10 protein-coding genes and 1 pseudogene are annotated in these 15,048 nt (G+C 44.9%); 6 read left to right on the forward strand and 5 right to left on the reverse strand.

All coding sequences use genetic code 11. The features are described 5' to 3' along the window. The first annotated feature begins 15 nt into the window (after positions 1-15). Both proB and AABK40_RS14795 read left to right on the forward strand, forming a co-directional pair. Entirely contained in the window at positions 16-1,107 is a 1,092-nt protein-coding gene (proB, locus tag AABK40_RS14790) for a glutamate 5-kinase (protein WP_338398598.1), read from the forward strand. 5 nt (positions 1,108-1,112) lie between these two features. Continuing rightward, a complete protein-coding gene (locus AABK40_RS14795) occupies positions 1,113-2,372 on the forward strand; it encodes a glutamate-5-semialdehyde dehydrogenase (protein WP_338398456.1) in 1,260 nt (419 codons plus the stop codon). A 295-nt stretch (positions 2,373-2,667) separates the two neighbouring features. On the opposite strand, the gene AABK40_RS14800 is transcribed toward AABK40_RS14795, so the two are convergent. Beyond that, complete coding sequence (locus tag AABK40_RS14800) at positions 2,668-4,404, reverse strand: sensor histidine kinase (RefSeq protein ID WP_338398457.1); 1,737 nt, start codon at positions 4,402-4,404, stop codon at positions 2,668-2,670. A gap of 372 nt (positions 4,405-4,776) precedes the next feature. Here AABK40_RS14800 and AABK40_RS14805 point away from each other — a divergent pair, with 372 nt between their 5' ends. Further along, a complete protein-coding gene (locus AABK40_RS14805) occupies positions 4,777-6,144 on the forward strand; it encodes a cytochrome c peroxidase (RefSeq protein ID WP_338398458.1) in 1,368 nt (455 codons plus the stop codon). A 303-nt stretch (positions 6,145-6,447) separates the two neighbouring features. Here the strand turns inward: AABK40_RS14805 and AABK40_RS14810 are convergent, their stop codons facing one another. Then, a complete protein-coding gene (locus tag AABK40_RS14810; protein WP_338398459.1) occupies positions 6,448-6,819 on the reverse strand; it encodes a MotA/TolQ/ExbB proton channel family protein in 372 nt (123 codons plus the stop codon). Between the two features lie 144 nt (positions 6,820-6,963). Here AABK40_RS14810 and AABK40_RS14815 point away from each other — a divergent pair, with 144 nt between their 5' ends. Next, entirely contained in the window at positions 6,964-7,728 is a 765-nt protein-coding gene (locus AABK40_RS14815) for a LytR/AlgR family response regulator transcription factor (RefSeq protein ID WP_338398460.1), read from the forward strand. Between the two features lie 35 nt (positions 7,729-7,763). On the opposite strand, the gene AABK40_RS14820 is transcribed toward AABK40_RS14815, so the two are convergent. Then, positions 7,764-8,675 carry a LysR family transcriptional regulator gene (locus AABK40_RS14820; RefSeq protein WP_338398461.1) on the reverse strand — a complete coding sequence of 304 codons (912 nt, stop codon included), beginning with the start codon at positions 8,673-8,675 and terminating at the stop codon, positions 7,764-7,766. Between the two features lie 199 nt (positions 8,676-8,874). Between AABK40_RS14820 and AABK40_RS14825 the strand changes: the two are divergent. Together AABK40_RS14825 and AABK40_RS14830 are read left to right on the forward strand one after the other, a co-directional pair. Then, positions 8,875-9,927: pseudogene (locus tag AABK40_RS14825) on the forward strand (alkene reductase); the annotation flags it as partial. A 72-nt stretch (positions 9,928-9,999) separates the two neighbouring features. Then, entirely contained in the window at positions 10,000-11,040 is a 1,041-nt protein-coding gene (locus tag AABK40_RS14830) for an alkene reductase (protein WP_421953321.1), read from the forward strand. Between the two features lie 160 nt (positions 11,041-11,200). On the opposite strand, the gene AABK40_RS14835 is transcribed toward AABK40_RS14830, so the two are convergent. Both AABK40_RS14835 and AABK40_RS14840 read right to left on the reverse strand, forming a co-directional pair. Next, positions 11,201-13,210, reverse strand: a complete 2,010-nt coding sequence (locus tag AABK40_RS14835) for a transglutaminase domain-containing protein (protein ID WP_338398462.1) — start codon at positions 13,208-13,210, stop codon at positions 11,201-11,203. Then, complete coding sequence (locus AABK40_RS14840; RefSeq protein ID WP_338398463.1) at positions 13,207-15,048, reverse strand: DUF3857 domain-containing protein; 1,842 nt, start codon at positions 15,046-15,048, stop codon at positions 13,207-13,209. The genes AABK40_RS14835 and AABK40_RS14840 overlap by 4 nt, the downstream gene beginning before the upstream one ends.

Raw genomic sequence — 15,048 nt, forward strand, 5'->3', positions numbered from 1 at the left:
TCACCGCAAACAAGCATGGGCAGTAAAGGCAAAAGAATTGCAATTAAAATCGGCAGCAATGTCATCAGCAGAAAGGATGGAAAGCTCAATTTAGCGCAAATGGCGCATCTCGTAGATCAGATGACCACCCTGATGCAACAGGGGCACGAGGTGGTGTTGATCAGTTCAGGAGCCGTAGCGGCAGGGCGTGGCGAGTTCAAACCCGTCAAAAAAACGGATATCGTAATTTATAAACAGATCTGTTCGGCGATTGGTCAGGTACGACTGATGAACCGCTATTATGATTATTTCGGCACCTACGATGTGCAGTGTGCGCAGGTCCTGACCACCAAGGAAAGTTTTGCCGACCGACAGCATTACCTGAACATGAAATCGAGTATGAATGCCATGCTGGAACAGGGCATCCTGCCGATTGTGAATGAGAATGATACCATTGCCATCACAGAATTGATGTTTACCGATAATGATGAACTTGCCGGACTGATGGCCACCATGCTCGACTGCGACAGCCTGCTGCTGCTTTCCAATATCGATGGGATTTTCGATGGACACCCTGAGGATGCCGAAAGTCGCGTAATTCCTGAAGTGGACGAACAGGACCTGAGCCCTTTCGTACAGTCAGAAGGCTCTTCCCTCGGACGCGGAGGAATGCAATCGAAAATTTCCACTGCCAAAAAAACAGCCGATCAGGGCATCGACGTGTTTATTGCCAATGGCACAAGGCAGGATATTATTACTGATTTAATTAACGGAAAGGAAGACACCATTTCGACGCACTTTGTGCCGAGCGAGAAGAAATCCAAAAGCATCAAAAAGTGGCTGGCGCATTCGAAGAGTTTTGTCAAAGGTCGCGTGATCATCAATCAGGGTGCCCGTGATGCCCTGCTGAATGAGCATCAGGCCAACAGCCTGCTTTGCGTGGGCATTACCGCCATTGAAGGGGCCTTTCAGAAGGCCGACCTGGTGGAAATATTCACGGAAGATGGAGACCTGATTGGGCTCGGCAAGGCACAATATGAAAGTGAAAAACTGAAGCCTATGTTGGGGAGCCCTCAGAAAAAACCCTTCATCCATTATGATTATCTACATTTAGAAACCAATAGCTAAACCCTATGCAAACCACCCTAAATCAACTTGACCATCAGTTTGAACTGACGCATCAGGCTTCCAAGATTTTACCCCTGCTCAGCGAGGAGAAAATCAACCAGATCCTGCTTGCCATTGCCGACCGCATTGAGGCGCACATTCCAAATATCCTGACCGAAAACCAGAAGGACCTGGCGCGCATGGCCAAGGACGACCCCAAATACGATCGTTTGTTGCTGAACGAAGACCGACTCCGCGGAATTGCCAGCGACATGCGTTCAGTGGCGGCACTGCCCTCGCCCGTTGGTGAAGTGATGCTTGAAAATCGACATGCCGCAGGGATGGTTATTCAGCAAACGAGGGTTCCTTTTGGCCTGATCGGGGTGATTTATGAAGCACGCCCGAATGTTACCTATGATGTTTTTGCACTTTGCTTTAAATCCTCGAACGCCTGTATCCTTAAAGGCGGCTCGGATGCCATAGATTCCAATACCATTGGGGTGAAAATTATTCAGGAAGTATTGGCCGAATTTCAGATTAATCCGAACTGTATTCAGTTGTTGCCGACCGACCGCGAGGCCACAAAGGCGCTCCTCAATGCACGAGATTATGTAGACCTGATTATCCCGAGAGGCTCACAGAACCTGATCAATTTTGTGCGCGAAAATGCCAACATCCCCGTGATTGAAACGGGTGCAGGAATTTGTCATACTTACTTCGCTGCTTCAGGAACACTGCAAAAGGGGCAGGCGATCATAAAAAATGCCAAAACAAGAAGAGTGAGTGTTTGCAACGCCCTGGATTGCTTGCTCATGGATCAAAGTCGCCTTTCTGACCTCCCTGCCCTGGTTGCAGGTCTGGCCGATGAAGGTGTAAGCATTTATGCAGATGCCCCAGCATTTGAACAGCTCGAAGGGCATTACCCTGCCGAACTGCTAAAGCAGGCACAGGAGGATACTTTCGGAACAGAATTCCTCGATTACAAAATGGCGATCAAAACGGTGGCTGACCCTACGGAAGCGCTTGCTCATATTCAGAAATACAGCTCCAAACACAGTGAAGCCATTGTCGCCGAAGATCAGGAACAGATAGAACACTTTTTGAAACTCGTGGATGCCGCTGCGGTTTACGCCAATGTTTCCACCGCCTTTACCGATGGTGCAGAGTTTGGGCTCGGTGCAGAAATCGGGATTTCTACCCAAAAACTCCACGCTCGTGGCCCAATGGGCTTGCTGGCACTGACCACCTACAAGTGGATGGTCCGAGGGGATGGTCAGGTAAGATAAATTAGCCCTTTCAGTATAGGCATGATACACCATTATGCCTATACTGAAATGCTTTTGGCTACTAATGAAGTGAAAATTAGTATAGTGATGCAGCCTTCAAATACTGGACAATGGTTCGTCCACAGTTTAGAGCGATTTGTGATATTGGGTTGAGCATGTCGCTATGGCTCCTGCCCACTTTAAAAGACCATTAAGCGGTCTATCCAAATAGATAGACTTTGAGTGTCCCTTAAAAATTTCTTTTCTCTTCTTGACTTGTAGACAAAAAAATCATGTGGATTTATCGGCCATGCCATTAAGACAACACAGGACTTACAGAAGGAATGATTTCCTTTAAATCCGAAGCTGGATGCTGCTTGATAGGCAATTTAAATATCACCCGTGTACCTTCTCCAATCGCACTTTCAAACCAGAGTTCCCCGCCGTGTGATTCCATAATTCGCTGACACATCTTCAGGCCAATGCCCATTCTGCCGGCATCACCAGACCGATTACCATAGGCATCTATCGGCGCACCAAGTCCACCGCCGTCGCTGGTACCGATGCCATCATCCCGAAATTCAAAATGATAAAAATCATCTACCTTCAAATACGACACCCAAATATTGAGTGGGAAATCTTCGACATGCGCTTCTAAACTGTTTTTCATCAGTTCATAGAAAACCAACCGAAGTTCCCCTTCGTTTCCTTCCACCACAGGTAGTTCTCGGAAAAGCACATTGGCTTTATTTTCCTGAATCGTAGGCGCAAGCTGTGCTGTTACCGACTCCATAATTTGCTGAACGCTCACCTTCTTTATTCGATCCACTTTGGTCGCGAAGAGGGATTTCAGTCGGAAAATCACTTCTTCCAATTTATGAATAGAACGCTGAATCACCTCTATTTTATGGCGCCCATCGTCTCCAAGTAAATTCTTATGGCCATCCTTAAAATCACCCATTTTTTGCTTCATGGAATGAAAAGAAAAAAACAGGTCGTTGGCCACAATTAAACTGTACTGATCGATCTTTTCATCACGCAATTTTCCTTTCTCCTCCTGCTGCAAAATTCGGGCATCAAGTTGCGCATTCAGCGCAAGTAATTTCAGTTCCTTTCGTTTGATAATATACATTAGGACCGAAACAACCAGAATCGCCAAAATAGAATATACTCGATTAGTAATGGCCATCCAATGCGGCAGGCCACTTGATGCAGAATAGAAAAATCCGATCAGCGTAAGCACTATGGAAAGCAGCCCGAGAACGATCGCATATTTAGGCTTGGCGGTAAACCAGGCCAATAGAATCAGTATCACATATGGAATACCTCCAGCTACCCCCAAAGGGATATTCATATCAATCAGAAATATCAAAATCAGCATACTGAAGGCATAGCCCACCATCCATAATTTATTAGGATTACTGAGTGCTTTTTTCAGTTTACGCTCTTTTTCAATGAAATAAACCGTCATGCCAAAGCCCAGCAACATGAAACCCACCGCAGTATGCAAAGCCATCTGGGTCATGTTCATCCAGCCATAAGCACTCGGTAATTGCAGCACATAACCACCACAGGCAATCAGCCCAAGGCAAAAGATAAAGGAAGACAATACCCCCTTTATTTCAAGCTGACGAATACTGCCTTCTGGCAATAAGAAAGTGAGGGCGAAGAGCATAAAGCAACAACCCGTATTGGGCGCCATACGCCCTGGAGAGGAGGTATTGGTCACAATATTGGCTTCCATAAAGAACTCATCAATATAGAGATCAATACCAAAAATATACTGAAGCAGCGTCAGGGATGTAATTCCGAGAATGATCACTGGAATAACATTTTCCTGTCTGTTAAAATGGTTTCCATTGTTGAGGCAGATGGAGCAAAGCAGAAAGCAAAGCGCCGTATTGAATTGCATCGGCACAAAAGCGGGATGCAACTGAAGGAGTTCGGGAATACTGAAAAACCAGCCCACAATCACCAAAATTGACAGTGTAAAAACGCCAATCACTGTTCCCAAGACCAACTCTTGGGGTCTAATCCATACCCTATTGTTCATTATAAATATTTAATCGTCGTACGCTAATTGCGAGAGCCGTAACGAAGCAGGTAAGTTTCTTTGAAGCAATATTCATTTAAATACATAAAAACACAAAAAAATTTAATAATTAATTATGTGATTTTTAATATTATATGTTTAACCTCAATCAATATAATTCAGCGTAATAATTTTTACCAAATCACCACTCAAATGATTAAGAGGTTCAATGGTGTTAAAATCATATTATTTTATGACAAAAATCAGCAAAGTGATGGCATATAAATTAATATTATAATACATATAATTTATATATATGAACAGCTACGCATACGCAGAAATTTTATCATATCTTTATAAAAAATAATAAACACTCTCATCGATTACATTTTTATGAAGAAGTACATATTAGGTTTTGTGGCCATCACCATAGCTGCAATCACGATATTAAACTTATCAGAAGACCACACCTTCCACCAAAATGCTGCAGGAAACAGCAAAACGGAAAAAGCCCTGGCTGTCCTTAAAGACAATGACTGTATGAGCTGCCATTCCAGATCTGCCGCTTTACCACTATATGCCGCTGTGCCTGGTGTAGGACAGGTCATTAAAAAAGACATTATCAGTGGTGGCCGACACCTCAACCTTGACCATACCATTCAGCAAATGGAAAAAGGAGCACCCGTATCTGTTGCGGTGTTGAACAAAATTGAGAAAGCCATTACTGAAGGCAGTATGCCAGTGATTCAATACCGAATGATCCACCTCGGCAGTGCCATCGACGAAACAGAAAAAGCCACCATCCTCGACTGGGTAGCCGAAGCAAGAGCCAAAGATTACGGACAAAATACCGCCAGCGAGACTTTCAAAAATGAACCTGTACGCCCTATTTCAAATTTCCCAGCGGTGAATGACGAAAAGGTAGCCTTAGGAAAAGCCCTATATCATGACACGCGCCTGTCTGCCGACAATACGGTATCCTGCGCCTCTTGCCACGACCTTAACCGAGGTGGCGTAGACCGCCTGCCTGTTTCTGTGGGAATCAAAGGACAAAAAGGACCGATTAACGCGCCTACCGTATTTAATGCCGCTTACAACCTTGCCCAATTTTGGGATGGTCGCGCACACGATCTACAGGCCCAAGCTGCAGGACCTCCCCTCGCAGATAAAGAAATGGGAAACACGAGCTTCGATCAGATTGTCGAAAAACTTAATGCCGACGCTGAATTTAAGCAACAGATGGAAGAAATTTATCCTTCAGGGATTTCTCAGGAAACGATTACAGATGCAATTGCAACCTTTGAAAAAACCTTGATTACGCCTAACGCACCTTTCGATCAATACTTGAAAGGCAACACGGCGGCCATCTCTGAGCAGGCCATTAAAGGTTATCAGGCCTTCAAAAAGGCAGGCTGTGCCACTTGCCATGCAGGTGAAGCATTGGGCGGACGCTCTTTTGAATATGTTGGACTGACGGGCGATTACTTTACCGACCGCGGAAATGTTAATAAGGTTGATCACGGATATGCCAACTTTACCAAAGATGAAAAAGATACGCATTACTTTAAAGTGCCAACCCTGAGAAACGTGGCGCAAACTGCTCCGTACTTCCACGATGCTTCTGCGAAAACGCTCAAGGAAGCCATCGAAATGATGAACACCTACCAGTCAAAAGGTGCATTAAATGCAGAAGAAATTGATCAGGTAGAAGCATTCCTGAAAACACTTACAGGGGAATACAACGGCAAAGCCGTACAGTAAACCCATTGCCTGAATGGGCAATCTGCAAAACGACAACGCCCCTTTTCAGTATTGAAGAGGGGCGTTTTTTTTTGCTGATTCCAATAGCACTTTTGGGGTGGTGGAACCTGAAATGATCGGCACATATTTTATCTACTGATGACGTTTTACACTGAAATCACCCTCATCGGTTGATGCCGTGCACTGACCATTCCATTAGCTAAAAATCGGCATGAAGTGTTGTAAAGCAGTGCAATATGAAGGGCATAGAAAGTCAGGCGAAATTTAGCCCCCCTGAATTAAGCCGTATTGCAGAGCCGTTCATCACGCCAGCTTTCGCGTCGAATACCAGTTCAGCCCAAACCAGCCAATAAAGGAAAACACATAGATCAGCACCCCGTAAATGGTCGTGATCATCGATACCTTGAATCCGCCTGCGAGTAAAGCGGGAGATACATTCACCGCCCCAAGCTCAATGGCCTGAAAAGCACTGAACAGGCCAATCAGCTGCCCCAATAAGCCTACGATAAGTGCAAAAAGCCCTACCGACTTCACAAGGTTAATTTGTGCATCAGGAAGCAGTTTTCCTTTTAACATCGAGCCGCCGAACGCCAGCATCAAGCCCACTACCACGAGAAGAATCAAACTGAGAATCCCCATAAACAAAGGGCCTCCCATGTAAAATAAATCCATCATAACTTTTTGATTTTTTAGTAAAACATTGTTGATTCAAAGGACGAAAAGCAAGCGCATTTACGCAAGGTCATATCCCGATGGGAATTGGTCGTTTACCGACAAAACCCACCTGAAGGCCCAAAAACCCCTATTTGTTCCCTATCCATGAAAAATCAACTATTGAGATCAATCCTTTACTGGTCATGTATTTTAACCTTCCTGACCCTGTTTTTCGGAAACCAATGGGCAAGTTTTGAGCTTTCCTTTTATTTTTCCGCCATGCTTTTGCCTGTGGTGGTGGCTACTTCTTACTTTTTCAACCATTATCTCCTGCCGCGCTATTTACTGCAAGCGCAATATTTTCGCTTTGGGTTATATTTCATATACATGATCATCGTTTCATTATATTTTGAAATGCTGATCGCCCTGATTTCCTTTGTCATTTTAGCCAATTACGACATTCAAAACATGGGACTTCAGGCGCGTTCAATTTTTATTCTGAGCCTGAACCTCTACCTGATTGTTTTTATCAGCAGCTTCATCGACCTGTTTATTCAGTACAAAAAAAATACGCAAGAAATGGCGCAATTGAAAGCCGAGATCAAGAAGAAGGAAAAAGGATTGCTGAATATTCGTGCCAACAGACAAAACATTCAACTGCCTTATCACCAAATTTTGTACATCGAAAGTCAGGATGATTATGTGAAAATCGCCACCGCTGAAAGCACCTTCCAGTCTCGGGAAAGAATCTCCGCCATTGCAGCACGGCTGCCCAAAGAGTTTGTCCGTATCCACCGCTCTTTTCTCATCAATAAAAATAATATGGCGTCCCACACTAAATCTGAAGTGGTGATTGCTGACCAGCATTTACCCATTGGCAGAAAATTTAAAGCAGCGGCATTGCGGCAGTTTCTCGAACACAAGCCCTGACTATCCGCCTGGGCTCCCCAAGCGGTGCGGCCTCATCATGATTGGCCGTTCAATTGCCACTCCTGCTGAATCACTTTTTTAATCTGATCAATCTGCTTTTGATAGTTGGTTTTCTTGCGATGAATAAATCGCAGCCGATTCACGATCGGCTCGTCCCCTGCCCATAATAATTTCAAATCCTGATTTTGAAATGCCTGCTGACACAAAAAATCTGGGGCCACTGCCAGGCCGTCCCCCTCTTTTAGGCAACGAATAATGGAATTAAAATTAGGCACAATATAATTCGCTCGGAAGTCTGGTGACTTTCGGAAATTAGTTTTCCAAAACCGCTTAAAATGTTCATTCGTCCCCGTGGGCGCATACCATTTGAACGTTTTCAGGTAATCGGCAAAATCTTCCCGTGGCAAGTGCTCAAATTGCTGAAAAAACACCTCCGTATCAACCCCCTTGCTGCCAATAAGCACCAATTTTTCCTCGCCGAAAATTTCCTGAACCACCTCCTTAGACTCCGAGGGCTGAGGGCTCACCACCACATCCACCACTCCCTGATCCAACTTCTGAAGCAAGGCAGGATATGCGCCAAACTCCAGAATCACATTAAAAGATAGGCGGTGTAAATTTCGCTCAAGCATCAGTTGAAAAGTCTCGAAACACATGCCCAACGTCAGGGAGGGAGTGTCCTGCTGATTACTTTTCTGATATTTGCGTTCCACCGCCTCAAGCAACCCCAAAGGTTCAACAATCGCCTGATAAAGCTGTACCCCATGCTCGGTAGGCTTGAGTTTTCGGCCTCCACGACTGAACAAAGGGTGCCCCACATGCCCTTCAAGGGAACTTAAATGCAGGCTCACTCCTGGCTGAGAAATGAACAAATGTTCCGCTGCGGCAGTCAGACTGCCCTTTTCATAAATCGATTTAAAGGTCCGATACCACTCAAAATTTACCATACCGCTACTTACTATTATAATTATGATACTAAGGTATGATTTATATTATTTTCATAATAGCGGTTGTGGCATTATTTTTACACTGTAATCCATAGCACCGCTACTGACCTTAAAAATGAAAGACATGAAAGATCAAAAATCAAATACAGGAAAATTGTTTCAAGCACTGAACAAAAGAGGTTTTAACTTCAAAAACCATATGGTCATGCCACCGATGACTCGCTCAAGGGCATCGAAAGGAGATGTGGCCAACGAATTAATGGCCGAGTATTATGGTCAGCGCGCCTCTGCAGGTTTGATCATTTCTGAAGGAACACAAATCAGCCCCCAAGGTCAGGGCTATGCATGGACACCTGGCATATATAATGAAGCGCAAATCGAGGGATGGAAAAAAGTCACGGATCGGGTACACCAAAATGGCGGCCTGATGTTCGCACAGTTATGGCATGTAGGCAGAATTTCACATGTCGATCTTCAGCCCAACGGACAGGCGCCAGTATCCTCGAGTGCCTTGCTGGCCGAAGGCGTAAAAGTTTTTGTGGACCCCGACCATTCAGGACCCGAAAAAGGAGCGGGAGAAATGATTCAACACTCCATGCCTCGTGCATTGAGCATTCCTGAAATCAAGGCGATTGTCAAGGAGTTTGGACAGGCAGCAAAAAACGCAATGGCTGCGGGCTTCGATGGTATAGAATTGCATGCTGCCAACGGATATTTGATTAATCAGTTTATTGATTCGCAGGCCAATAACAGAACCGATGAATATGGTGGATGCCTTGAAAACAGACTTCGTTTCTTGCGCGAGGTGGTTGCTGAGGTAATTCAGGCCATTGGTGCCACGAAAGTCGGCGTGCGTCTGGCTCCGCTCACCACCCTGAACGGGACCGTGGATGACCATCCTGAAACCACCTACCTTGAGGCCGTGAAATTATTGAATGCCATGGATGTAACCTATGTCCATATTGCTGAAGCAGACTGGGAAGATGCGCCCCTCATGCCTACGGACTTTAAAGCCGCCTTACGCGAAAATTTCAACAACCTCATTATCTATTCAGGAAAATACACCACTGAAAAAGCCAATGCGGTACTTGAGGCAGGCTATGCTGATATGGTTGGCTTCGGTCGCCCATTTATCGCCAATCCCGACCTGCCTTACCGCCTTGAAAACAACCTGCCGTTGAATGCACAACGCCCACAACTTTTCTTTGGAGGAACAGCCGAAGGCCTGACCGACTACCCCACCTATGAAGCGGTGGCAGGAAAAAAAGCCACGCTTTTTGATGCTTTCACTTTTGGCGATTTCAAAGTGAGCAACCGAATGGCCATGGCGCCAATGACCCGCTCAAGAACTGACGAAGGCGATGTGCCGAATGATATCATGGCCAAATATTATGGGCAACGGGCGGAAGCAGGATTAATTATTACGGAAGGTGCGCCCATCTCGGAAGTGGCGCGCGGCTATTCCATGACGCCTGGTATCTACACCCCTGCGCAAATCGAGGGATGGAAGAAAGTTACGCAACGCGTCCATGAAAAAGGAGGGAAAATTTTTGTGCAGTTATGGCATGTTGGCAGACGTTCGCATAGCGCAATAACAGGCCTGCAACCCGTGTCGGCTTCAGCCCTGAAAATTGAAGACAAGGTTTACGGACCGTTAGCTGAAGGTGGTTTTGGGATGATCGAAACGGAAAATCCACGCGCATTAACAACCGCAGAGGTACAGCAAACGACAGCAGATTTCGTTCAGGCAGCGAAAAATGCCATAGCCGCAGGCTTCGACGGGGTGGAGCTTCATGGCGCCCACGGCTACCTGATGGATCAGTTCATGAGAATTTCTTCCAATGAAAGAACCGACCAGTATGGTGGATCGATCGAAAACCGAATGCGCTTTGTGGCAGAAACCACACAGGCGGTCGCAAATGCCATCGGTGGGAACAAAACGGCCATTCGCCTGTCGCCCTTTGTTGCCGAAGGATCAGGTGTGTTCGACCCTGAAATGCGCACCCTAAGCTTGGAATTGCTGAAAGCCCTTGCACCGCTGAACCTGGCTTATGTCCACCTGTCGGAGAACATTTCTGTACATGAAGAAGTGGATGAAAATTATCGTCTGTCGGTTCGGGCGCTGTACCCGAACCCTATTATGGTGGCAGGAAAACTCACCAAAGCAAAGGCTGCTGATTTACTGGAAAAAGGTTATGCCGATATGGTCGCATTTGGTCAGCCGTTTATTTTCAATCCTGATTTGGTCAATCGATTCAAGCATGACTACCCACTGAATGAAGGGGCAGCCAATGCCCATGCGACTTTCTATGGTGGTGGTGAAGAAGGCTATACGGATTATCCCGTTTTTGAACAACAGCATTAAGTTCATCCTTAACAGGAACAGCTTTTAATCCATCGCCTATAAATAAGTAGCCCCCTTGCCGATCATGGTAAGGGGGCTATTTTATGCGCTCAGGAATAAGGACGTATTTAATCTCAAATTTCGCAACGACAATTTGGAGGATTGTAGCAGCATGAACCCCTTAAATTTTGATGCGTTCCAAAACTACTTTCTGACTGAAACCCTTCAACACATCATCAATCAGGGCTTTAAGCGTTGCGTACTCCTCCACGCTGTACTGATCTTTTTTGAATGCATAATCTCCCTGCACCACCACCTTATTGGTGGTGTAATCAAAACTTAAATTAGCCACCAACAAAGGCGTATCGATGTTTAAATCTTTTGTATCGACAACAAATCGATACCCTTCAGGAAGGTGAATTGTTGACGTAAAAGAAGCTTTCATCTGATAGATAAAATCCACGGGGAAGTCCCTTTTTTCTTGCTTGAGCAGCTGCTCGCGTATCGGCTGATTCAGGAAGGGATCAAAAAGCACCATTTCATTGATCTGCTGCGCTTCTACCTCCCCTTTAATATAGACTGTAAACGGCTTATTTGTCTTTTTTATGCCTCGAGTTTTCACCAGCTCAATCTGCTCAAAATCATCCTCGAAATACGCGCTACCTGCTGCCTCATCAGCCCCTATTTCTTTTCTTGCCATTGCCCCGGCATATTCAAAATATAACTTGGTCATAACACCTTTCCAGGAATCGGCCTCGGCATCATGTTTAATGTCCACAATTGTTCGCTCCTGATAATCCGCAGCGAGGTTCAACTGAAGCCATTGGTCTTCCGCCTGATCGTCCACCAGCAAACCCTGCGCATTAATGCATTCCACGGGTAAATGATGATAAGCAACAGACCTGTCGGTAGCATCGGTAATGATCAGTCGGTCCGTCTTGACCAACACCACCACATTATTGAACATATGCAGAAAAGGGTAATCCCGATTGATCGCCCCATGCTGTCGTGTACTGATCAAAACAGGGGTCGCCTCGACCTTGGCAGACCTCAGCAAGGAGATCAGAAACAGGTTTAAATCCGCTGAATTTCCTGTCTTGCTTTGCAGTAACTCTTTCGGGCTTTGGGTAGCAAATTTACCGAACTGATGATTCCATCGGTAATTATTTTTAACATACTCAATAATTTTCTGCGCCTTTTTTTCAGGGTTTTCCGCGCTAAGGGGCAGCTCATTTTCCAGGATTTGCTTACATGGACGCTTCCATTTATTCAATATTTTACCGAACCTGTCCTCCTGAAGCAACTCCTTTTTCATGTTTGGCCAGGTGGTAATGATCTCTTGATGCTGGCCACTGGCATAGTTTACTCTGCTTAGCTGAAAATTGACCCGCATGATCTGATCATTCCTCGAAGTTAAATAAGGAATATCTTCCGCCATGGCAGGCACATTCACCTTCACGAAGGTTTGAATGTTATCCGTGAATTCATAACCAGAGCCCATCGCCATGCCATAGTGTTTGGAGTAGCTACCATGAACCCTTGTCTTCTTGCCTGTTTCCGTTTTTACAATATCAAATTTTTTCATCCCTTGCCCCCAGTAAACATACTCGTAGGCAGGAATTAACCGCACGCAATAACTCGAGTAAAGGGTCGGCAATTCCGATTGAAAATTCCAATTTGGAAGGTTGAACATAAATGGCGACCGAACGGTATATTCATACTCAATGATCGCCCCATTTTGAACATTAGGAAAAACAAACTTTTGATTGATCCATCGGTCGTTGACTTTTTCCATATAAACCTGCTTTCCAACCAAATTTTGAGGCACTATTTTCCCTTCTATCAGATTATAGGTTACCGCTTGCAGCTCAACCACCTTTTCCTTATACCCCTTTTCAGAAAGATAAAGGGGAATCTCCACTTCTGTACATTTAAGATCATGTTTATCAAACACTTTCACCACCTTATGGCGTGTGAATTCAATTTCATAGCCAAGCTTTCCATCAACAAATCGAGCCGTTCCTTCATCAAATAAAATTAACCCTTTGGCTTCAGGATCAGCATCATATTGCGTCATTTCCAATTCAGCCATCTTAATCTCCCCAAAAGGGCGAACGGTCAGTTCAGGCTCAGACTGTCCGTAACAAGTCTGTACAAAAAAGTAAAATATTAATAACAGATAATTCCTCATAACAGATTAAGATAAGTGGATTGTTGGTATTTGTTAATTGACTTGATAAAAGCATAAAAATCAGGGTAATCTGTTAAGCTGATCTTCCCTCGATAAATTGCTAAAGAAGATTCGACCACCAACTGACGAGCTGTAACATGATACTTCCTGTGGAAATGCCCATATTTTGATTCTTTGATAAAATCTTCTGGTAATGCTGCGGTTAATTCTTCCCCTTCAGGAAGTTGATAAACGGATGTCCTCTGTTCCTCGATAGGCATATTTAACAGCACGGGGCGATCTCTTTTCGAGGGCACTTCAAAGGCAGGCAATAATAGCTTTGGCGGACGCAGATATTTCGATTCCCCAATTGAAGTTATAGGCATCGGTACTTTCGCAGTACAAAGCACTTTCATAAAGTGGGCATCCTGTGGGCTGTCGGCCACTTCACAACGTGCAAATTTTTTGATTTTGAGATTGAGCCTCTTTTTTACATAAGTCTCCAACTGTGGTACTTTACCTCTCTTAAAGTAATGATTGACCGTCTCAAATGCACCTCCCCGCAGGATGATTTCCGCAGCAACCTGCCACTCCCCCTGTTCATCAAGAGAAAAGGTTTCCTGCACCTCATTTCGGGCATCCTCCCCCTTAATCGCGGGAGTCTTGACGAGTTTACTGTTCTGCCCATCAACCAATAAACTGTAACGGCCTTGTGTGAAAGTTCCGAGATAATTAAATGGTGAGGTCGTGGAGGTATTTTCAAGCCAGAGGGTGTCCTTCTGCATCGGTACGCACAAAATCACATGATTAAATTGCTGACTGGGGAATTCCGTAGAAATTTCAGGCTGCTGCGCTCCAGCGGCAACCAGGGCGTAATAAGAAGGAATACCCACCTGAGCCAGCATTGCTTTCATATAAGTGGTTAATGCCTTGCAGTCCCCATATTTATTTTTCACCACATAATTTGCGGGATAACTTTTCAGCCCTCCTTCCTTAATCGAAACATTGACATAAACAGTAGATTGCTGCAGATAGTGGTACAAAACGCGAATTTTATCTCGGGCAGAACTACAACTGTCGATCATCGAACGCACCTTATGCGCTTCCCTGCGATCGAAGGGCGCTGGATAATGATTTAGACGAGTAATCCAATCCCCAAAATCGCCCCAACTTTGATGGCTTCCTGCCTCGCCACCGTAAATAAATTGGTCGGGGGTAAGGTGGACAGTCGCCTGCTGTGCACCTGGATCAACACCAAAAAGTTCAGGCATGGGCAATAGCCGATCGGTTACTTCCCACCTCAGTGTTCGAAGGCCTTCAACCACCTCGTTGGTCGATTTTACAGAATCCGTCACCTCGCATTGATACCCAAAATCTTCAGGCATATGAACCGTCAAGGAACCCTTCATCGTTTTTACGCCATAGTATAGTGCGGGGTCCCAATAGGCGATGTTAATATATTGATTAAACTTCTGTTTATATTTGTATTTTATGGTATAAGGATACGCATTCCAAAACAAGGAAAATGACGTTTCGAGATCATCCTGATAAAAGCTTGATGAAGAGTTTACCGACTTGGTGATGAGGTTCTTCTTACTGACTTTCTTGACCAACTCCCCATTGGCATTATACACAAAAGCATAATCCAATATTACGGGGTGATCCACGGAATGCTGAATACGCACATTAGTCATATTAGCCATTTTAGGGTTACCAATATAAATTTTAATGGTCCTTTCGACCTTCTTTTCGCCATTGGAACGAATCGTTATTTCGGTATCATTTTGTAGCACCTGTGCATGGCCATAACAACTGATAAAAAACGAAAAGAGCAAGAGGAGGTGTCGGATCCAAATCAT

Source organism: Persicobacter psychrovividus (assembly GCF_036492425.1).
In the GTDB taxonomy this organism is placed as follows: domain Bacteria; phylum Bacteroidota; class Bacteroidia; order Cytophagales; family Cyclobacteriaceae; genus Persicobacter; species Persicobacter psychrovividus.